General features: G+C 72.3%; 13 protein-coding genes. 5 read left to right on the top strand and 8 right to left on the bottom strand.

Annotation, left to right across the window (positions count from 1 at the left end; genetic code table 11):
- The first annotated feature begins 28 nt into the window (after nt 1–28).
- On the top strand, nt 29–955 hold the full coding sequence (locus tag ACI1MP_RS27780) for an NADP-dependent oxidoreductase (protein ID WP_380339970.1): 927 nt from the start codon (nt 29–31) through the stop codon (nt 953–955).
- A 41-nt stretch (nt 956–996) separates the two neighbouring features.
- Here ACI1MP_RS27780 and pyk read toward each other — a convergent pair whose 3' ends face one another.
- Nucleotides 997–2,424, bottom strand: coding sequence for a pyruvate kinase (gene pyk / locus ACI1MP_RS27775; protein ID WP_100586964.1), 1,428 nt, complete (start codon nt 2,422–2,424; stop codon nt 997–999).
- 350 nt (nt 2,425–2,774) lie between these two features.
- Here pyk and ACI1MP_RS27770 point away from each other — a divergent pair, with 350 nt between their 5' ends.
- The 3 genes from ACI1MP_RS27770 to ACI1MP_RS27760 all read left to right on the top strand — a co-directional run bounded on the left by ACI1MP_RS27770 (nt 2,775) and on the right by ACI1MP_RS27760 (nt 6,146).
- Entirely contained in the window at nt 2,775–4,610 is a 1,836-nt protein-coding gene (locus ACI1MP_RS27770) for a bifunctional metallophosphatase/5'-nucleotidase (protein ID WP_380339974.1), read from the top strand.
- Nucleotides 4,611–4,736: 126 nt separating this feature from the next.
- On the top strand, nt 4,737–5,630 hold the full coding sequence (locus ACI1MP_RS27765; RefSeq protein WP_404869714.1) for a hypothetical protein: 894 nt from the start codon (nt 4,737–4,739) through the stop codon (nt 5,628–5,630).
- A 9-nt stretch (nt 5,631–5,639) separates the two neighbouring features.
- A complete protein-coding gene (locus ACI1MP_RS27760) occupies nt 5,640–6,146 on the top strand; it encodes a GNAT family N-acetyltransferase (RefSeq protein WP_100586967.1) in 507 nt (168 codons plus the stop codon).
- 86 nt (nt 6,147–6,232) lie between these two features.
- Here ACI1MP_RS27760 and ACI1MP_RS27755 read toward each other — a convergent pair whose 3' ends face one another.
- From ACI1MP_RS27755 to ACI1MP_RS27745, 3 genes are all read right to left on the bottom strand, one after another.
- Entirely contained in the window at nt 6,233–7,690 is a 1,458-nt protein-coding gene (locus ACI1MP_RS27755; RefSeq protein WP_404869713.1) for an aldehyde dehydrogenase family protein, read from the bottom strand.
- Nucleotides 7,691–7,747: 57 nt separating this feature from the next.
- Nucleotides 7,748–8,617 carry a helix-turn-helix transcriptional regulator gene (locus tag ACI1MP_RS27750; protein ID WP_100586969.1) on the bottom strand — a complete coding sequence of 290 codons (870 nt, stop codon included), beginning with the start codon at nt 8,615–8,617 and terminating at the stop codon, nt 7,748–7,750.
- Nucleotides 8,618–8,741: 124 nt separating this feature from the next.
- A complete protein-coding gene (locus tag ACI1MP_RS27745; protein ID WP_404869712.1) occupies nt 8,742–11,438 on the bottom strand; it encodes an AAA family ATPase in 2,697 nt (898 codons plus the stop codon).
- Between the two features lie 61 nt (nt 11,439–11,499).
- On the opposite strand from ACI1MP_RS27745, the gene ACI1MP_RS27740 reads away from it, so the two are divergent.
- Nucleotides 11,500–11,865, top strand: coding sequence for a nuclear transport factor 2 family protein (locus ACI1MP_RS27740; protein ID WP_380339988.1), 366 nt, complete (start codon nt 11,500–11,502; stop codon nt 11,863–11,865).
- Between the two features lie 151 nt (nt 11,866–12,016).
- Here ACI1MP_RS27740 and ACI1MP_RS27735 read toward each other — a convergent pair whose 3' ends face one another.
- The 4 genes from ACI1MP_RS27735 to lgt all read right to left on the bottom strand — a co-directional run bounded on the left by ACI1MP_RS27735 (nt 12,017) and on the right by lgt (nt 20,421).
- Nucleotides 12,017–13,477, bottom strand: a complete 1,461-nt coding sequence (locus tag ACI1MP_RS27735; RefSeq protein ID WP_404869711.1) for a glutamate synthase subunit beta — start codon at nt 13,475–13,477, stop codon at nt 12,017–12,019.
- On the bottom strand, nt 13,470–18,068 hold the full coding sequence (gene gltB / locus ACI1MP_RS27730) for a glutamate synthase large subunit (protein WP_404869710.1): 4,599 nt from the start codon (nt 18,066–18,068) through the stop codon (nt 13,470–13,472). The genes ACI1MP_RS27735 and gltB overlap by 8 nt, the downstream gene beginning before the upstream one ends.
- A 426-nt stretch (nt 18,069–18,494) precedes the next feature.
- Nucleotides 18,495–19,235, bottom strand: a complete 741-nt coding sequence (locus tag ACI1MP_RS27725) for a VIT1/CCC1 transporter family protein (RefSeq protein WP_043913408.1) — start codon at nt 19,233–19,235, stop codon at nt 18,495–18,497.
- A 184-nt stretch (nt 19,236–19,419) separates the two neighbouring features.
- On the bottom strand, nt 19,420–20,421 hold the full coding sequence (gene lgt, locus ACI1MP_RS27720) for a prolipoprotein diacylglyceryl transferase (protein WP_380339997.1): 1,002 nt from the start codon (nt 20,419–20,421) through the stop codon (nt 19,420–19,422).
- Between the last annotated feature and the right edge of the window lie 7 nt (nt 20,422–20,428).

Raw genomic sequence — 20,428 nt, 5'->3', positions numbered from 1 at the left:
AACTCCCCATGAATCCAAGGACATTGCCATGACCAAGGCCATTGCTTTCGCGCACTACGGCGACCCGGACGTGCTGGGCCCGATCGATCTCGACCTGCCCGAGCCGGGGCCCCGTCAGGTGCGGGTCGCGGTCCGCGCGGTGGGCGTCAACCCGCTGGACCACAAGCTGCGCAGCGGCGCGCTGGACGGGTTCTTCCCGGTCGTCTTCCCCTCGGTGCCCGGTTACGAGTTGGCGGGCACGGTGGAGGCGGTCGGCGCGGAGGTCGCCGAGTTCGCTGTCGGCGACCAGGTGTTCGGCGCGGTGATGGGCGGCGGCTACGCCGAACACGCCCTGGTGGACGTCGAGTTGCTGGCGGCCAAGCCGTCCGGGCTGAGCTGGGAGGAGGCGGCGGCGATCCCGACGGCGGCGGAGACCGCGGAGCGGGTGCTCGGGGTGCTGGGCGTGCGGCCGGGCGAGACCCTGCTGGTGCACGGCGCGGCGGGCGGGGTCGGCACGCTGCTGCTGCAGTTCGCCCGGGCGCGCGGCATCACGGTGGTGGGCACCGCGAGCGAGGGCAACCACGCCTACCTGCGGGAGCTGGGCGCGATCCCGGTGGCGTACGGCGAGGGCCTGGCGGAGCGGGTGCGGGCGGCCGCCCCGGGCGGGGTGGACCGGGCGCTGGACGCGTCCGGGAAGGCCGACGAGCTGGCGGTGTCGATCGAGCTGACCGGCAGCGCCGACCGGGTGCTGACGATCACCTCGCCGCTGGCGGGCCAGCAGCACGGCGTCCGCTTCACCGGCGGCGCCGAGGCCGAGCCGTACCACCCGGGCGCGTACGCGGCGGCGCTGGCGCTGCACCAGGCGGGCACGCTGGTGCTGCCGATCCACCGGGTGCTGCCGCTGGCGGAGGCCGCCGAGGCGCACCGGCTCAGCGAGCACGGCCACCTGCGCGGCAAGATCGTCCTGACGGTGTGACGGGCGAAGGGCCGCCCGGTGCCGGGCGGCCCTCGCATCCGTCAGTTGTCCAGCTCGCCGACGTGGTGCACGCGCACCAGGTTGGTGGAGCCGGCCAGCCCGGGCGGGGAGCCCGCGGTGATCACCACGATGTCGCCGCGCTTGCAGCGGCCGAGGCTCAGCAGCTGGGCGTCGACCTGGGCGACCATCTCGTCGGTGGTGGTGACGAACGGGCCGAGGAAGGTCTCCACGCCCCAGGTGAGGGCCAGTTGGCTGCGCACGGCGGGCTCGTAGGTGAACGCCAGGACCGGGATCGGCGAGCGGTAGCGGGTCAGCCGGCGGGCGGTGTCGCCGCTCTGGGTGAACGCGATCAGGTACTTGGCGTCCAGGAAGTCGCCGATCTCGGCGGCGGCCCGGGCCACCGCTCCGCCCTGGGTGCGGGGCTTGCTCTTCTCGGTGAGCGGCGGCAGCCCGCCGGCCAGGATGTCGGTCTCGGCGGCCTCGACGATCCGGGCCATCGTCCGGACCGTCTCCACCGGGTACTTGCCGACCGAGGTCTCGCCGGACAGCATCACCGCGTCGGTGCCGTCGAGCACCGCGTTGGCGACGTCGGACGCCTCGGCGCGGGTCGGCCGGGAGGCGTTGATCATCGAGTCCAGCATCTGGGTGGCGACGATCACCGGCTTGGCGTTCCGCTTGGCCAGCTTGATCGCCCGCTTCTGGACGATCGGCACCTGCTCCAGCGGGAGTTCGACGCCCAGGTCGCCGCGGGCGACCATCAGGCCGTCGAAGGCGTCCACGATGGAGTCCAGGTTCTCCACCGCCTGCGGCTTCTCGATCTTGGCGATGACCGGAATCCGACGGCCCTCCTCCGCCATGATCCGGTGCACCCCCTCGACGTCCTTGGCGCTGCGCACGAACGACAGCGCGATCAGGTCGGCGCCGGTCCGCAGTGCCCAGCGCAGGTCTTCGACGTCCTTGTCGGAGAGCGCGGGCACGGAGACGGCGACTCCGGGCAGGTTGAGGCCCTTGTGGTCGGAGACCAGGCCCCCTTCGATGACGATGCAGTGCACCCGGGGGCCCTCGACGTGGGTGACCTCCAGGCAGACCCGGCCGTCGTCGACCAGGATCCGTTCACCGCGCGACACGTCGGCGGCCAGGCCCTGGTAGGTGGTGCCGCAGATCTCCCGGTCGCCCGGGACGTCCTCGGTGGTGATGGTGAACTCGTCGCCGCGTTCCAGCAGCACGGGGCCGTCGGCGAAGGTGCTCAGCCGGATCTTCGGGCCCTGGAGGTCGGCGAGCACCCCGACGCTGCGGCCCGACTCGTCCGAGGCCTTGCGGACCCGGTGGTAGCGATCCTCGTGCTCCGCGTGGGAGCCGTGGCTGAGGTTCAGTCGGGCGATGTCCATACCGGCGTCGACCAGGGCCTTGATCTGGTCGTACGAGTCCGCGGCAGGCCCGAGAGTACAAACGATTTTTGCTCGGCGCATACCTCAGAAGCCTAGGTATTACCCGGCCGTAACAGCACGCTTCCGGCCAGTCGTCCCATGGCAGTTGGCGAAAGATTTGATGAACGGACCGACACAGTCGCGACGGTGGCGTACGGGGTGAGCACGATCGACTCCGGTTGACGCACTGGTGTGCTGCCGGGCGGGCCGGTGTCACGGGAGAGTTGCCCAGATCTCACCTGTTGGACAGCTCTCGGGGCTGGTACCGGAGGCCAGAAGACGGCAGACTGCCACACGCGTTTTTCTACGCGCGTCACGGCAGGTGGCGGGGTGTCAGCTGCCCTGTCGCCGATGCCGCCCGACGGCCCGTACCGCTCGACTTGGAGACCTTGATGGCCCTGAACCGCCGTGACTTCGTCACCCGCTCCGCCGCCACCGCGGCCGGGGCCGCCCTGGCCGGCGGCCTGACCGCCGCCACGGCCACCCCCGCCGCCGCGGCGGACCAGAACCAGGGCGAGTCCCGCGGCCGGGGCCCCGTCCCGTTCAAGGCGAGCTTCACCGTGATGGGCACCACCGACCTGCACGGCCACGTCTTCAACTGGGAGTACTTCACCGACTCCGAGTTCGACGACAAGAGCCACAACGACGTCGGCCTGGCCAAGATCTCCACCCTGGTCGAGCAGGTCCGTGCCGAGAAGGGCCACGGCCGCACCCTGCTGATCGACGCCGGCGACACCATCCAGGGCACCCAGCTGTCCTACTACTACGCCCGGGTCGAGCCGATCACCGGCAAGAAGGCCCCGGTCCACCCGATGGCCGCCGCGATGAACGCCATCGGCTACGACGCCGCCGCGCTCGGCAACCACGAGTTCAACTACGGCATCCCGCTGCTGCGCGCCTACCAGGACCAGCTGGACTTCCCGCTGCTCGGCGCCAACGCGCTGAACGCCAAGAACGAGAAGCCGGCCTTCCCGCCGTACGTGATCCGCGAGCTGCACCTCGGCCACGGCCGTCCGATCCGGGTCGGCATCCTCGGCCTGACCAACCCCGGCATCGCGATCTGGGACAAGGCCAACGTCCAGGGACAGCTGACCTTCCCGGGCATCCCCGAGGTCGCCGCCAAGTGGGTGCCGAAGCTGCGCGCCGCCGGCGCCGACGTGGTCGTGGTCTCCGCGCACACCGGCGTCGACGACCCGTCCTCCTGGGGCGACCAGCTGCCCTACGCGGAGAACGCGGGCGCCGCGATGGCCGCCACCGTTCCCGGCATCGACGCGGTGCTGGTGGGCCACGCCCACAAGGAGATCGCGCAGCGGATCGTGGTCAACACCCAGACCGGCAAGAACGTCGTGCTGTCCGAGCCGCTGTGCTGGGGCGAGCGCCTGACCTGCTTCGACTTCGAGGTCGAGTTCGCCCGCGGCCAGTGGACCGTCACCGGCGTCACCTCGCGCCTGCTGAACTCCAACACGGTCGCCGAGGACCCGAAGATCGTCAAGCTGGTGGACGCCCAGCACAAGAAGGTCGTCGCCTACGTCAACCAGGTCATCGGCACCTGCAAGGAGACCCTCTCCATCGCCGAGTCCCGGTTCAAGGACACCCCGATCATCGACCTGATCGGCCGCGTCCAGGCCGACGCCGTCCGCACCGCGCTGGCCGGCGGCCAGTACGCGAACCTGCCGGTGCTGGCCCAGGCCGCGCCGTTCAACCGCACCGCGGTCATCCCGTCCGGCCAGGTCAAGCTGCGCGACGCGGCCGGCCTGTACATCTACGAGAACACCCTGGAGGCCCGCCTGCTGACGGGCGCCCAGATCAAGGACTACCTGGAGTACTCCGCCAAGTACTACGCCCAGGTCGCCCCGGGCGCGCCGATCAACCTGGACACCCTCACCAACCAGGCCAACAACACGCCCGACTACAACTACGACTCCCTCTACGGCGTCAGCTACGACATCGACATCGCGCAGCCGGTCGGCAGCCGCATCGTCAACCTGTCGTACCAGGGCAAGCCGGTCGACCCGACCGCGCAGTTCGTGCTCGCCGTCAACAACTACCGCGCCAACGGCGGCGGCAACTTCCCGCACGTCGCCAAGGCGCAGCAGCTCTGGGCGAACTCGGACGAGATCCGCAACACCATGATCGCCTGGGTGAAGGCCAAGGGCGTCATCGACCCGGCCGACTTCTACGGCCAGTCCGGCTGGCGCCTGGTCCGGGCCGGCGTGCCGGTCTTCTGACTCCCGCTCGCGCCGGGGCCGTTCGGACCGCGTCCGGACGGCCCCGGCCGTTTCCCGCGGAACCGGATCGCCGGCTACCCCGTCCAACTCGCGTCCTGTGAACGGGCTTCGAGGGGGATCACGGAGATGCGTGGACGAATTGCGGTGGCGGCGGCGCTGGTTCTGCTGCTCGGCGGGTGCGCGAGCAGCACGGCTCCGAAGAGCACGGCGATCGGGCCGAGCCTGATCACGGCCGGACCGGAGGTGCGCACCGCCACCGGCGAGGCCGCCCGGCGGGCCGCCGAGGTGACGGCCGCCTGGCCCGGATCGGCCGCCCAACAGGCCTGGGAGCACGGCTACTTCCCCCTCCAGGACGCCACCGAGTGGCTGCCCGAGGGGGCGTTCCACAACGGCGCGGACAAGGCCGCCTACCTGGCCGGCCACGTCGGCCTGGCGACCACCCTGCCGGTGTCCGTCTCCGGCACCACCGAGGTGGTGTTCGCGGACGGTTCCCGACTGGCCCTGCCGCAGCGCTCCGCGAAGGCCGTCTTCGACTCACTGACCCAGCGCCGCAGCGCCTGCGCCGCCGACTGCGACACCCGACTGACCGTCACCGCCGTCCGACCCGGCACCACCACCGTGGCCACCAGCCGGGGCCAGGCCGTCATCCCGGTCTGGGAGTTCACCGTCACCGGCTACGACCGGCCGTTCCGCTACCCCGCCGTGCTCTCCCAGGCGCCGGCCCCCACCACGCCCGCCCCCGTCACCGGCGCCACCACGCTGCGCTCGGTCTCCGCGGACGGTCTGGTGCTCACCGCCTTCGTCCCGCAGGGCAGTTGCGGCACCGTCCGGCCCGGCGAGGTCCACGAGACCGACCGGGCCGTCGTCCTGATCGGCCGCACCACCCCGGCCGAGTCCGGCCGCCCCTGCAACGCCGCCCTGCTCTCCACCCCGGTCGAGTTCCGTCTCTCCCGCCCGCTCGGCACCCGCGCCGTCCTCGGCCTCGCCGACGGCCGCCCGCAGACCCCGGCGCCGCAGTAGCCTGACCGCATGCCGACCACCGAGCGCCTCACCCTGCGCCCCTGGGAACCCGCCGACCGCGACCGCGCCTTCGACCTCTACTCCCGGTGGGAGGTGGCCCGTTGGCTCGGCGCCGAGCCCCGCGCCCTCGCCGAGCCCGCCGAGGCGGACGACCTGATCGCCCGCTTCCGCTCCCGCTGCACACCGGACGGCCGGCACGGCGTCTGGGCGGTCGAGGTCCGTGAGACCGGCGTGATCGCCGGGACACTGCTGCTGATCCCGATCCCGGACGGCGCCGGCGAGATCGAGATCGGCTGGCACTTCCACCCGGACAGCTGGGGCCACGGCTACGCGACGGAGGCCGCGACCGCGATCCGCGACCGCGCTTTCGCCGACGGCCTGACAGAGCTGTACGCCCTCGTCCGCCCGGACAACACCCGCTCGGCGGCAGTCTGCCACCGCCTGGGCATGACCCCGCTCGGCCGCACCGACCGCTGGTACGGCACGGAGCTGGAAGCCTTCCGGCTCGGGCGATGAGCGGGCCCTAAACCAGGGGTTGCACCGACAGGGGCGCTGAGGCTACCCCCGGACCCCCTGTCGGTTCGCGCCCCGCCAACCCCTCATCAGAACGGGAAGCGCGAGCGCCCGTGCTGGATCGAGATCCACTTGACGGTGGTGAACGCGTCCACGCTGCTCTCGCCGTTGAGGCGGCCGAGGCCGGAGTTCTTCTGGCCGCCGAACGGGACGATCGGTTCGTCGGCGATGGTGCCGTCGTTGACGTGCATCATGCCGGTGTCGATGCGCTGGGCGAATCGCACGCCGCGTTCGATGTTCGCGGTGTGGACGGCCCCGGACAGGCCGAAAGGCGTGTCGTTGGTGATCCGGACGGCCTCGTCCTCGCCGTCGAAGGGGATCAGCAGGGCGACGGGGCCGAAGATCTCGCGGTGCAGGATCGGGGCGCCGACCGGGATGTCGGTGAGGACGGTGGGCTTCACCAGGGTGCCAACGGTGGCGCCGTGCAGCAGCGGGCGGGCGCCGGCGGCTATCGCCTGGTCGACCTCGGCGGTGACGGACTCGGCCTGGGCGGTGTTGATCAGGGGGCCGAGCTGGGTCTCCGGGTCGCCGGGGTCGCCGGCCCGCAGCGAAGCGACCTTCGCGGTGAACTTCTCGCTGAACTCGACGAACAGGCTGCGGTCGACCAGGATCCGGTTGGCGGCCATGCAGATCTGGCCCTGGTGGACGAAGCGGCTGGCCACGGCGGCGCCCACCGCGTAGTCGACGTCGGCGTCGTCGAGCACCACGAGGGCGCTGTTGCCGCCGAGTTCGAGGACGGTCCGCTTGAGGTGGCTCGCGGCGACGGTGGCGACGTGCCGGCCGACGGTGTCGGAGCCGGTGAAGGCGATCACCTTGGGCACGGGGTGCTCGATGAACGCGTCGCCGATCTCGGCGATGTCGGTGAGGACGACGTTGAGCAGGCCGGCGGGCAGCCCGGCCTCCTCGAAGATCTTGGCGATCAGGGTGCCGCCGGCCACCGGTGCGTCCTGGTGGGGCTTGAGGACGACCGCGTTGCCGAGGGCGAGCGCGGGCGCGACGGCCTTCAGCGACAGGAAGATCGGGGCGTTGAACGGGCTGATCACGCCGACCACGCCGACCGGCAGCCGGTAGAGGCGGTTCTCCTTGCCGGGCACCGGCGAGGGCAGGATCCGGCCCTCGGCGCTCAGTGCCAGCGACATCGACTCCCGCAGCATGTCCTTGACCAGCGAGAGTTCGAACGCGGACTTCATCAGGGTGCCGCCGAGCTCGACGGTCAGCACGTCGAGGATCTCGGCCTCGCGGGCCTCGACCACCTGCAGCGCCCGTTCGAACACCAGTCGGCGGTCGTACGCACTGGTGGCGGCCCAGGCGGGCTGGGCCCGCTCGGCGGCGCGGTAGGCCTGGTCGATCTCCTCGGCGGTGGCCACGGTGAAGGAGGCCAGCTTCTCCCCGCTGAAGGGATCGAGGTCCACGATGTCCCAGGAGCCGGTTCCCGGCCGCCACTGGCCGTCGATGTACTGCTGGGCGAGTTCCGCGATCAAGGACATCGGATCCCTCTCGGTGCTGACGATCACCTACTGACGGATCATCATCTTAGGTGCGGACTAGCTCTCTTGGAGGATCTCCGCCAGAAGCACCCGGGTCTCTTCCTCGGACAGTGCCGCCGCCGACACCCGGTCCAGCGCGGCCGTGTACTCGGCGACCTCGCTCGGCTTGTCCAGGTACAGCGCGGTGGTGAACTGCTCGACGTACACCACGTCCGACAGGTCCGGCTCGGGGAAGCACAGCACGGTGAACGCCCCGCTGTCCGCGGCCAGCGCGCCCATGCCCAGCGGCAGCACCCGCAGGCTGATGGTCTCCCGCAGCGACAGCTCGGCCAGCCGGGCCAGCTGACCGCGCATCACCTCGGGCCCACCGCACGGGCGGCGCAGCGCCGTCTCGTCGACGATCAGCTCCAGCCGGGCGGTGGTGTCCGCCGCCAGGTAGCGCTCCTGGCGGCGCAGCCGGACGGCCGCCCGCCGGGCGATCTCCTCGTCCGGCACCGTCGGGCTGCCCGCCCGCATCACCGCGTGCACGTACTCGGGCGTCTGGAGCAGCCCGGGCACGAACTGCACCTCGTAGCTGCGCACCAGGTTCGCCGCGTCCTCCAGGTTGAGGTACGTCTGGAACCAGCCGGGGATGACGTCCCCGTAGCCGTGCCACCAGGCCGGGGTGTTGGTCTCGACGACCAGGCCGAGCAGCGCCGCCCGGGAGTGCTCGTCCTCCACGCCGTACAGCGTCAGCAGGTCCGCCACGTCGCGCTGCTTGAAGCCGACCCGGCCGAGCTCCATCCGGCTGATCTTCGACTCGGAGGCGCGGATCGAGTAGCCCGCATCCTCCCGGGTCACGCCTCGGGCCTCGCGCAGGCGGCGCAACTGGGCGCCCAACTGGATGCGACGCGCGGTCGCACCGCTGCCCGTCTGCAGGCCCGTCATGCAAACCTCCGCCCCGAACCACCAGTTGGACCCTGTGGGATGCAGTCTGCCACTGCCCGACGACACTCCGCGAGGGGCTTCCGGCATTTGGCCAAGCCGTTGCACAGTTGTGCTGCGGCGTCACTCAGGACAGCGTCGGCAACACCTGGGCGAGATCGGTGCGCGAACTCACCCCGAGCTTCGGGTACGCCTTGTACAGGTGGTGGCCCACGGTGCGGGCGCTCAGGAACAGTTGGGCGGCGATGTCCCGGTTGGACAGGCCATGCGCGGCCAGCCGGACGATCTGCGACTCCTGCGGGGTCAGGCCCGCCACCGCCCCGGCCGGGCCGCGCGCGGCGGGCGCGCCGGTGGCGTCCAGCTCCAGCCGGGCCCGCTCCGCCCACGGCAGCGCGCCCAGTTGACGCAGCGTCTGCTCGGCCGAGCGCAGCGGCACCCGGGCCTCCGACCTGCGCCGGCCCCGGCGCAGCCACTCGCCGTACAGCAGCTCGGTGCGGGCCTGCTCCCACGGACGGGGCTGCTCGGCGTGCCGGGCCAGCGCCGCCAGGTAGCACTCCTCCGCCAGCTCCTCCGGCGCCAGCAGCGCGTGGCAGCGGTGCACCAGCGCCCGGGCCCACGGCAGCCCGCTGCGGTCCGCCCACCGCTCGAACCGGGCCAGCGGCTCGGCGACCGCCTCCGGCCGGCGCAGCCGCACCGCCGCCTCCACCAGGTCCGGCACCGAACGGACGGCCGACACCTGGAAGTTCTGCCCGCCGCCGGCCAGCGCCGTCAGCTGCCCGAACGCGTCCTCGGCCCGGCCCGCGCCCAACTCCAGCACGCCGAGCGCCCACTGCGCCCACGGCACCCCGGAAGCGCCGCGGGCCCGCGCCAGCCCGGCGTGCTCCCGGCACCGGGCGTCCTCGCCGCGGGCCGCCGCCAGGTACGCCAGGAAGCCGTGCAACTGCCCGGTCCACAGCGGCTGCCCGCAGTCCTCGGCCAGCCGCAGCGCCTCCCCCGCGTGCTCGTCGGCGGTGCCCGGGCGGCCGGTGAACAGCTCGGCCTCGGCCAGGAAGAACAGCAGCGTCGGCAGCGTCCCGAACGCGCCGCCCTCCCGGGCCTCCCGGACCAGCCGGCCTGCGAGGTCCAGCACCTCCTCGTCCCGGCCCGGCAGCAGGGCGGCCCCGCACGCCAGTGCCAGGTCCACCGGCGCCACCGCGCCGGCGGCCCGCGCCGCCCGCTCGGCCTCCGCCAGCGCCGGCCCGTCCGGCCCGTCCCCCAGCGCCCCGGTCACGTACCGCACCACCGGCACCAGCGGATCGTCCGCCGGCAGCTCGACTGCGCCCAGCGCCGTCAGCGTCCCGCGCACCGCCGCCGCGTCGAGGTACCAGGCCGCGTGCACGGCCTGCACCAGCACCCGGGCCGCCGGGCCGGGCGCGAACTCCGCCACCAGGCCCGCCGCCTCGCCCAGCCGCCGGTGCGCGGAGCGGTGCTCGCCCCGCCAGAACTCCGCCACCCCGCGGGCGAACAGCAGGTGCGCCCGGGTCGCCGCGTCCAGCCCCGGACCGTCCGCCGCGGCCGCCAGCGCCTCGGCCCGGCCGACCTCGCCCGCCTCCAGTGCCGCCTCCACCGCCTCCACCGTCAACTCCCGGGCCCGCGCCGGGTCCGGGCTCAGCCGCGCGGCCCGCTCGAACGCCGCCGACGCCCCCGTGTGCCCGCCGCGCGACGCCGCCCCGGCCGCCGCCGACGCCAACTCCTCCGCCACCGCCGCGTCCCGGCCGGTCGCCGCCAACGCCAGGTGCCACGCCCGCCGCAACGGCTCCCGCTCCCCGTACGCCCGGGCCAGCGCCGCATGCGCGGCGAGCCGGTCCACCAGCGGCGCCCGGTCCACCAGCACCGACCGCAGCAACGGGTGCCGGAACGCCACCTGATTCGCAGTCAACTCGACCCGGATCAGGCCCTGTTGCTCGGCAGGCGCGAGATCCGCCGCCGTCAACCCGGACTCCTCCGCCGCCCGCAGCAGCACCTCCGGCGAACCGGACTCCTCCAACGCCGCCAGCAGCAGCCACCGTTGTGCACCGCCCGGCAGCCGGCTCACCTGCCCGTGGTACGCCACCCGCAGCCGCCCCGCCGGGGGCAGCACCCCGTCGGCGCCGCCCGCCGCGAGCTCCACCAGGGCCAGCGGATTGCCCTGCGCCGCCGCCAACACCGGCTCGACGTCAGCGAGTTCCGGCGCGACGGCGGCCAACAGCTCGGCGGCCGCCGCCTCGCCCAACGGCTCCACCCGCAACTCCGGCAGCCCGGGCAGCTCCGGCCCGTCCACCCGGGTCGCCAGCAGCAGCACCACCGCCTCCGCGCCCAGCCGGCGCGCCGCCACCTGCAACGCCTCCGCGGACTCCCGGTCCACCCACTGCACGTCGTCCACCAGGCACAGCAACGGGCCCCGCTCGGCGAGATCGCCCAGCAGCGTCAGCACCGCGAGCCCCACCAGCAGCCGATCCCCGGCCGGGCCGTCCGCCAGCCCCAACACCCGCTCCAGCGCGGCCCGTTGAGGACCCGGCAGGGCAGCCGTGCGGTCCAGCACCGGGGCCAGCAGCTGACTGAGCGCCGCGTACGGCAGCCGGGCCTCCGACTCCACCCCGGTCGCCCGCAGCACCTGCCCCGCGGCGAGTTCCGCCGCGGCGGCCAGCAGGGCGCTCTTCCCCACCCCCGGCTCCCCGCGCAGCACCAGCACCCCGGCCCGACCCGCGCCCGCCGACTCCAGCAGCCGGCCGACGACCGACTGCTCCGACCCCCGTCCGTACAGCAGCATGCCCAGCACCCTACCTATGCGCGACCGATTCGCCATCCGCGCAAGCTCCGTAGCTTCTTGTCCCGCAAGGAAGACACCACGCGAAACGGAGCACACCATGGACCTGCAGAACCTCGCCGAGCGCTACCTCGCCGCCTGGAACGAGACCGACCCGACCGCCCGCCGCAAGCTCGTCGAGGACGCCTGGACCACCGACGGCGCCTACACCGACCCCCTGGTCGCCACCCGCGGCCACGACGAGTTCGACGCCACCCTCGCCGCCGTCCAGTCCCAGTTCGCCGGCCTCGCCTTCCGCCTCGCCGGCCCCGTCGACGCCCACCACAACGTCGCCCGCTTCACCTGGGAACTCGCCCCGGAGGGCGCGGAGGAGGCCCTGGTCATCGGCTTCGACGTCCTCACGGCCGCGGAGGACGGACGGATCGCGACGGTCGTGGGCTTCCTGGACAAGGTGCCGAGCGCATAGTGGTCGTGCTCTCCCTGCCTGCGAAAACAACGACGCCTGCCCTGTACCTGGTCGGGGAAGGGGCAGGCGTCGACCGGATCCCGGCGGCTCTGGCGGGTCGGTGTTTGTCGGCCGCACCCCCCGTGAGGGGGGCTGGCGTTCTTGGAGGTGGTCAGACCACCAGGGGACGGTCGGTCGGCTTGATCGGGGCGGGGAGCGGTGTCTTGCCACCCAGGTACTTGTCGACCGCCGCGGCGGCCGAGCGGCCTTCCGCGATCGCCCAGACGATCAACGACTGACCGCGACCGGCGTCACCGCAAACGTACACCCCGGAGACGTTGGTGCCGAACTTGCCGTCGCGGGCGATGTTTCCGCGGGCGTCGAGGTCGACGCCGAGCTGCTCGACCAGGCCGTTCCTGACGTCGGTGCCGGTGAATCCCATGGCGAGGGTGACCAGCTGAGCGGGAATCACCTTCTCGCTGCCGGGCACGGGCTCGAACTTGCCGTCCTTGAAGGCGACCTCGACGAGGTGCAGCTCCTGGACGTTCCCGTCCTCGTCGCCCGCGAAGTGCGTGGTGGAGACCGAGTACACGCGCTCGCCGCCCTCCTCGTGGGCGGAGGTCACCTTGTACGTCATCGGCATGGTCGGCCACGGCTGGCCCGCCGGCCGGGCCTCCGACGGCCGCGGCATGATCTCCAACTGGGTGACGGAGGCCGCGCCCTGGCGGTGCGCGGTGCCGACGCAGTCGGCGCCGGTGTCGCCGCCGCCGATGACCACGACGTGCTTGCCCTTGGCCGAGATCGGGGAGTCGACGTAGTCGCCCTCCTGGACCTTGTTGGCCAGCGGCAGGTACTCCATCGCCTGGTGGATGCCGTTCAACTCCCGTCCGGGGACGGGCAGATCACGCGCGGTGGTGGCGCCGGCCGCGATCACCACGGCGTCGAAGCGGGAGCGCAGGTCCTGCCCGGTGAGGTCGACGCCGACCTCGACGCCGGTGCGGAACCGGGTGCCTTCGGCGCGCATCTGCTCGATGCGGCGGTTGATGTGGCGCTTCTCCATCTTGAACTCGGGGATGCCGTAGCGCAGCAGTCCGCCGATCCGGTCGGCGCGCTCGTACACGACGACGGTGTGCCCGGCCCGGGTGAGCTGCTGGGCGGCGGCCAGACCGGACGGGCCGGAGCCCACCACGGCGACGGTCTTGCCGGACAGCCGCTCCGGGACCTGCGGGGTGACGCCGCCCCGGTCCCAGGCCTTGTCGATGATGGTGACCTCGACGTTCTTGATGGTCACCGCGTCCTGGTTGATGCCGAGCACGCACGCCGACTCGCACGGGGCGGGGCAGAGGCGGCCGGTGAACTCCGGGAAGTTGTTGGTGGCGTGCAGGCGCTCGATGGCGCCGACGAAGTCGTCCCGGTAGGCGAGGTCGTTCCACTCGGGGATGAGGTTCCCGAGCGGGCAGCCGTTGTGGCAGAACGGGATGCCGCAGTCCATGCAGCGCCCGGCCTGCTTGCTGATGATCGGAAGGAGGCTGCGCTCGACGTAGACCTCGTTCCAGTCGCGCAGTCGCACGTCCACCGGACGGCGCTCCGCCAGCTGCTTGGGCGTGGTCAGGAAGCCCTTGGGGTCAGCCACGTGCCGCCTCCATCATCTTCGCGGTGGTGTCGGCCTCGGAGAGGCCATCGCGCTCAGCGGCGTCCTTGGCGGCGAGCACTGCCTTGTAGTCGGTCGGCATGATCGTGGAGAAGCGGGAGACTCCGCTGCCCCAGTCGGCGAGGAGTTCGGCGGCGACGGTGGAGCCGGTCTCCTCGTAGTGCTGCTGCACGGTCTCGCGCAGCCATTCGCGGTCGGCGGCGCCCGGGGCCTCGATGCCCACCATGCCGCTGTTGACGTTGGCGGGGCGCAGGTCCAGCACGTAGGCGATGCCGCCGGACATGCCCGCCGCCAGGTTGCGGCCGGTCTCGCCGAGGATGACGACCCGGCCGCCGGTCATGTACTCGAGGCCGTGGTCGCCCACGCCCTCCACCACCAGGGTGGCACCGGAGTTGCGGACGGCAAAACGCTCACCGGCCTTGCCGCGCAGGTGGATCCGGCCGGCGGTGGCGCCGTAGCCGATGGTGTTGCCGGCGATCACGTGGTGCTGCGCGTCGGCGCCGATCGCGGCGGCGTCCCGGGCGGGGCGGACCACGAGCACGCCGCCGGACAGGCCCTTGCCGACGTAGTCGTTGGCGTCGCCCTCCAGGCGCAGCGTCACGCCCCGGGGGACGAAGGCGCCGAACGACTGGCCGGCCGAGCCGGTGAAGGTGACGTCGATGGTGCCCTCGGGCAGGCCCTCGCCGCGGTACTTCTGGGTGACGCGGTGGCCGAGCATGGTGCCGACGGTGCGGTTGACGTTGCGGATCGGCAGCTGGATGCGGACGGCGTCGCCGCGCTCCAGGGCGTCCTCGGCCAGCTCGATCAGCTGGTTGTCGAGGGCCTTGTCGAGGGCGTGGTCCTGCTCGGTGGTGCGGTGCAGGGCCGCGCCCTCGGGCAGTTCGGGGACGTGGAGCAGCGGGGCGAGGTCGAGCCCGGCGGCCTTCCAGTGGTCGATCGCGGCCCGCGCGTCGATGTGCTCGGCGTGGCCGACGGCCTCCTCGATCGAGCGGAAGCCCAGCTCGGCGAGGATCTCGCGGACCTCTTCGGCGATGAACTCGAAGAAGTTGACCACGAATTCGGGCTTGCCGGTGAACCGCTCGCGCAGCACCGGGTTCTGGGTGGCGACGCCGACCGGGCAGGTGTCGAGGTGGCAGACCCGCATCATGATGCAGCCGGAGACCACCAGCGGGGCGGTCGCGAAGCCGAACTCCTCGGCGCCGAGCAGGGCGGCGATGACCACGTCGCGGCCGGTCTTCAGCTGGCCGTCGGTCTGCACCACGATGCGGTCGCGCAGGCCGTTGAGCAGCAGGGTCTGCTGGGTCTCGGCGAGGCCGAGCTCCCAGGGGCCGCCCGCGTGCTTGAGCGAGGTCAGCGGGGAGGCGCCGGTGCCGCCGTCGTGGCCGGAGATCAGCACCACGTCGGCGTGCGCCTTGGAGACGCCGGCCGCGACCGTGCCGACGCCGACCTCGGAGACCAGCTTCACGTGGATGCGGGCGGCCGGGTTGGCGTTCTTGAGGTCGTGGATCAGCTGAGCCAGGTCCTCGATGGAGTAGATGTCGTGGTGCGGCGGCGGGGAGATCAGGCCGACGCCCGGAGTGGAGTGCCGGGTCTTCGCCACCCACGGGTAGACCTTGTGGCCGGGCAGCTGGCCGCCCTCGCCGGGCTTGGCGCCCTGGGCCATCTTGATCTGGATGTCGTCGGCGTTGACCAGGTACTCGGAGGTGACGCCGAACCGGCCGGAGGCGACCTGCTTGATCGCCGAGCGGCGCTCGGGGTCGTACAGGCGCTCCGGGTCCTCGCCGCCCTCGCCGGTGTTGGACTTGCCGCCGAGGCGGTTCATCGCGATCGCGAGGGTCTCGTGCGCCTCCATCGAGATGGAGCCGTAGGACATCGCGCCGGTGGAGAACCGCTTGACGATCTCGGAGACCGGCTCGACCTCGTCCACGGAGATCGGGGCCCGGCCGAGGCCGTCCAGCCGGAACAGGCCGCGCAGCGTCATCAGCCGCTCGGACTGGGCGTTCACCCGGCCCGTGTACTGCTTGAAGACGTCGTAGCGCTTGGTCCGGGTGGAGTGCTGGAGCCGGAACACCGTCTCCGGGTCGAACAGGTGCGGCTCGCCCTCGCGGCGCCACTGGTACTCGCCGCCGATCTCCAGCGCGCGGTGCGCGGCGGAGATGCCGGACGCCGGGTACGCCTTGGCGTGCCGGGCGGCGGTCTCCCGGGCGATCTCGTCCAGGCCGATGCCGCCGAGCTTGGTGGTGGTGCCCGCGAAGTAGGCGTCCACCAGCTCCTGGGACAGGCCGATGGCCTCGAAGACCTGCGCGCCGCGGTAGGAGGCGACGGTGGAGATGCCCATCTTGGACATCACCTTCAGCACGCCCTTGCCGAGCGCCTTGATCAGGTTCTTGATCGCCTTCTCGGGCTCCGCGCCCTGCACGAAGACGCCCTGCGAGACCAGGTCCTCGACGGACTCCATCGCCAGGTAGGGGTTGACCGCGCCGGCGCCGTAGCCGATCAGCAGCGCGACGTGATGCACCTCGCGGACGTCGCCGGCCTCGACCAGCAGCGACACCTGGGTGCGCTGCTTGGTGCGGATCAGGTGGTGGTGGATCGCCGAGGTGAGCAGCAGCGACGGGATCGGCGCGTGCTCGGCGTCCGAGTGCCGGTCGGAGAGCAGGATGATCCGGGCCCCGTCGGCGATCGCCGCGTCGGCCTCGGCGGCGATCTCGGCGAGCCGGGCGGCCAGGCCCTGGCCGCCGGTGGCGACCTTGTACAGGCCGGAGAGGGTGACGGCCTTCAGACCGGGCTGGTCGCCGTCCGCGTTGACGTGGATCAGCTTGGCCAGCTCGTCGTTGTCGATCACCGGGAAGGTGATGCCGACCGAGCGGCAGTGCGCCGGGGTGGCGTCCAGCAGGTTGCCCTCGGGGCCGAGGTTGCTGTGCAGCGAGGTGACCAGCTCTTCGCGGATGGCGTCCAGCGGCGGGTTGGTGACCTGGGCGAACAGCTGGGTGAAGTAGTCGAACAGCAGCCGCGGCTTCTCGCTGAGCGCGGCGATCGGCGAGTCGGTGCCCATCGAGCCGAGCGCCTCGGCGCCGGTCTTGGCCATCGGCGCGATGATGACCCGCAGCTCCTCCTCGGTGTAGCCGAAGGTCTGCTGACGGCGCGTCACCGAGGCGTGGGTGTGGGCGATGTGCTCGCGCTCGGGGAGCTTGGCGAGCTGGATCTGCCCGGCGGCGACCCACTCCTCGTAGGGGTTCTCGGCGGCGAGGGCGGACTTGATCTCCTCGTCCTCGACGATCCGGTGCTCGGCGGTGTCGATCAGGAACATCCGGCCGGGCTGCAGGCGGCCCTTCCTGGCGACCTTGTCCTGGTCGATGTCGAGCACGCCGACCTCGGAGGAGAGCACCACCAGGCCGTCCTCGGTGATCCAGTACCGGGCGGGGCGCAGGCCGTTGCGGTCCAGGACGGCGCCGATCCGGGTGCCGTCGGTGAAGGTGACGCAGGCCGGTCCGTCCCAGGGCTCCATCAGGTTGGAGTGGTACTGGTAGAACGCGCGGCGGGCCGGGTCCATGGTGGCGTGGTTCTCCCACGCCTCCGGGATCATCATCAGCACCGCGTGCGGCAGCGAGCGGCCGCCGAGGTGGAGCAGCTCCAGCACCTCGTCGAAGGACGCCGAGTCGGAGTGGTCCGGGGTGCAGACCGGGAAGATCCGGCTCAGGTCGCCGGGGATCAGGTCGGTGGCGAGCTGCGACTCCCGGGCGGTCATCCAGTTGCGGTTGCCCTTGACCGTGTTGATCTCGCCGTTGTGCGCGACGAAGCGGTACGGGTGGGCGAGCGGCCAGCTCGGGAAGGTGTTGGTGGAGAACCGCGAGTGCACCAGGCCGATCGCGGAGGCGTACAGCCGGTCCGACAGGTCGGGGAAGAACGGCTCCAGCTGCCCGGTGGTCAGCATGCCCTTGTAGACCAGGGTGCGGGCGGACAGCGAGGGGAAGTACACCCCGGCCTCCCGCTCGGCGCGCTTGCGCACCACGAACGCGATCCGGTCCAGCTCGATGCCGGCCCGCTCGCCGTGCGAGACGAAGAACTGCCGGAAGCGCGGCATGACGGAGCGGGCGGTGGCGCCCAGCAGCTCCGGGGCGGTGGGGACGTCGCGCCAGCCGAGGACGGTCAGGCCCTCCTCGGCGGCGATCGCGCCGATCCGGGCGACGGCGGCCTCGGTCGCCTCGTCGTCCTGGGGCAGGAAGGCGGTGCCGACCGCGTAGGAGCCGGCGGCGGGGAGCTCGAAGCCGACGTTGGCGCGCAGGAACGCGTCCGGGATCTGGGTCAGGATGCCCGCGCCGTCGCCGGAGTCGGGCTCGGCGCCGGTGGCGCCGCGGTGCTCCAGGTTGCGCAGCACGGTCAGCGCCTGCTCGACGATCCTGTGGTCGGCGATGCCGGTGAGCGTGGCCACGAAGCCGACGCCGCAGGCGTCGTGCTCGTTGCGCGGGTCGTAGAGACCCTGGGCCTGGGGACGCGCGTCCGGAACGAGGGCGTAGGGGCCGCCGGTGGCCGGGTCGTCCTCGTGGCCGGAGTGCAGGGATGCAGACAGCATCGGCTCTCCCGTCGTCGTGATCAGTTGCTTGATGCAAAGGGACGACGTTGGCCCTGATGCGATTGGTCGGTGCAGGTTACATGATGCCGGTGGTCCCGGGAAGTGGATTCCTGCGTCCATATCGCGGACGCAACCCCAGGTCACGGGGCGGATGGAGGGAAGGCGCAGCGTCGCGCGTCCAGACCAGTGTGCCCGGGGCCGAGGGGGTCGAAACAGGGGCGAAACGCCCCCGGAACGACCCCGCCGGGGGCCGACCTGGGATTCTCCGACCGGGACGCCGACCGCGGTTGGGATTGTGCGGGTCGGCGACCGGATGTTGAGACTAGGGCAAGGCGACGGCCCGTGCCCATGTGTGGAACATCACGCGCTGCAATGCATAGTCATGCAGAGATCTGGGTGTTCGTACAGGCCCGTCCGGAGGCCCGGTCAGCCGATCGCCCCGCCGATCAGTCGGCCCAGCAGGAAGGTGACGGCCGCCGCCGCGCCGCCCAGCGCGAGCTGGCGCAGGCCGCTGAACCACCAGGTACGGGCGGTCACCCGGGCCACCGCCGCACCGCAGACGAACAGGCCGAGCATGGCCAGCAGCGCGGCCGGCCACAGCGCGGTCGCGCCGAGCAGGTAGGGCAGCACGGGCAGCAGTGCGCCCAGCGCGAAGCAGCCGAACGAGGAGACGGCCGCGACCAGCGGCGAGGGCAGGTCCTCCGGGTCCACGCCGAGCTCCTCGCGGGCGTGCACGGCGAGCAGGGTGTCCGGGTCGGCGGACAGCTGGCGGGCGACCTCCATGGCCAGCTCCGGCTCGACGCCCTTGGCCACGTACAGCTGCGCCAGCTCGGCCAGCTCGCCGTGCGGGTTGCGCCGCAGCTCGATCCGCTCGGCCTCCAGCTCGGCCTCCACCAGCTCGCGCTGGGAGGCCACCGAGGTGTACTCCCCCACCGCCATGGAGAACGCGCCGGCCGCCAGGCCGGCCAGTCCGGTCAGCACCACGGTGCTCGGCTCGGCGGCCCCGCCGACCACGCCGGTCATCAGCGCGAAGTTGGACACCAGGCCGTCCACCGCGCCGAACACGGCCGGACGCAGCCAGCCGCCGTTGACGTCCCGGTGGTGGCCGTCGGCGGGTATCCGGGGCTGCGGGCTGTCGGTGTGGTGGTCGACGGTGATGGTGCTCATACGGGCGGCTCCCCTTCCGGGCACGGCGAACACCCCCCAGGCCGGGTTCCGGACAGGCTGCTCGTGCCCTTCGAAACTAGCCTTTTGACCTGCGAGTTTCCAGCAAAGTAAGCCTGCCCAAAGGCAGTTGGGGCCGCCCCGCCGGTGCTGGCGGAGCGGCCCCGTGGCGGGTCAACTGGTGCGCTCAGGAGGACTTTTCGGCGTCCTCGGCGGCCTGGACGCTCTTCGGGTCCTTCGCGTCCTTCGCGTCCTTCGGGTCCTTCGCGTCCTCGGGGCCCTTGGCGTCCTTCGGCGTGTCGTCGGCCGGGACGTCCCCGGCGCCGGCCGCGGCAGCCGCGGCCTCGGCGCGCTCGCGGGTGGCCTGCGGGTCGATCTCGTCCGGGTCCTCGCGGCCGGGGCGCAGCCGGGCGGAGACCACCAGGTAGACCACCGCGCCGATGAAGACGAGGATCGCCACCCAGTCGTTCAGCCGCAGGCCGAAGAAGCGGTGCGCCTCGTCGATCCGCAGCCACTCGGTCCAGAACCGGCCGGGCGTGTAGAGCGCGACGTACAGCGCGAAGGCCCGGCCGTGGCCGAGGGTGAAGCGCTTGTCGGCCCAGATCACCAGCACCGCGACCAGCACGCACCAGAGCGACTCGTACAGGAAGGTCGGGTGGTAGATGCCAGTGACCACGTCGCCGTTCGGCAGGGTCTTGTCGATCTCCAGACCCCAGGGCAGCGTGGTGGGCTTGCCGTACAGCTCCTGGTTGAACCAGTTGCCCCAGCGGCCGATGGCCTGGGCGAGCGCGATGCCGGGGGCGAGCGCGTCGGCCCAGGCGGGCAGCGGGACGCCGCGGCGGCGGGCGCCGATCCAGGCGCCGACCGCGCCGAAGGCGATGGCGCCCCAGATGCCGAGGCCGCCCTCCCAGATCTTCAGCGCGTCGAGCGGGTGCTTGCCCTCGCGGAAGTACAGCTGGTTGTCGGTGATGACGTGGTACAGCCGGCCGCCGACCAGACCGAACGGCACCGCCCAGACCGCGATGTCGCCGACCGTGTGCCGGCCGCCGCCGCGGGCGACCCAGCGCTTGCTGCCGAGCCACACGGCCACGACGACACCGATGATGATGCAGAAGGCGTAGGCGCGCAGCGGGATGGGTCCGAGGTACAGGACGCCCCGCGACGGGCTCGGAATGTATGCGAGATCCATGACACCC

The sequence above is a fragment of the Kitasatospora griseola genome, assembly GCF_044999035.1.
GTDB lineage: Bacteria > Actinomycetota > Actinomycetes > Streptomycetales > Streptomycetaceae > Kitasatospora > Kitasatospora griseola.
This window is presented reverse-complemented; position numbering and strand designations above follow the sequence as displayed.

Bases quoted from the DNA above. Each gene is read 5' to 3' on its own strand.
- ACI1MP_RS27770 (WP_380339974.1), top strand. From the start codon at position 2,775: ATGGCCCTGAACCGCCGTGACTTCGTCACCCGCTCCGCCGCCACCGCG.
- ACI1MP_RS27725 (WP_043913408.1), bottom strand. From the start codon at position 19,235: ATGAGCACCATCACCGTCGACCACCACACCGACAGCCCGCAGCCCCGG.
- ACI1MP_RS27765 (WP_404869714.1), top strand. From the start codon at position 4,737: ATGCGTGGACGAATTGCGGTGGCGGCGGCGCTGGTTCTGCTGCTCGGC.
- pyk (WP_100586964.1), bottom strand. From the start codon at position 2,424: ATGCGCCGAGCAAAAATCGTTTGTACTCTCGGGCCTGCCGCGGACTCG.
- ACI1MP_RS27740 (WP_380339988.1), top strand. From the start codon at position 11,500: ATGGACCTGCAGAACCTCGCCGAGCGCTACCTCGCCGCCTGGAACGAG.
- ACI1MP_RS27750 (WP_100586969.1), bottom strand. From the start codon at position 8,617: ATGACGGGCCTGCAGACGGGCAGCGGTGCGACCGCGCGTCGCATCCAG.
- ACI1MP_RS27780 (WP_380339970.1), top strand. From the start codon at position 29: ATGACCAAGGCCATTGCTTTCGCGCACTACGGCGACCCGGACGTGCTG.
- ACI1MP_RS27745 (WP_404869712.1), bottom strand. From the start codon at position 11,438: ATGGCGAATCGGTCGCGCATAGGTAGGGTGCTGGGCATGCTGCTGTAC.
- gltB (WP_404869710.1), bottom strand. From the start codon at position 18,068: ATGCTGTCTGCATCCCTGCACTCCGGCCACGAGGACGACCCGGCCACC.
- lgt (WP_380339997.1), bottom strand. From the start codon at position 20,421: ATGGATCTCGCATACATTCCGAGCCCGTCGCGGGGCGTCCTGTACCTC.
- ACI1MP_RS27760 (WP_100586967.1), top strand. From the start codon at position 5,640: ATGCCGACCACCGAGCGCCTCACCCTGCGCCCCTGGGAACCCGCCGAC.
- ACI1MP_RS27755 (WP_404869713.1), bottom strand. From the start codon at position 7,690: ATGTCCTTGATCGCGGAACTCGCCCAGCAGTACATCGACGGCCAGTGG.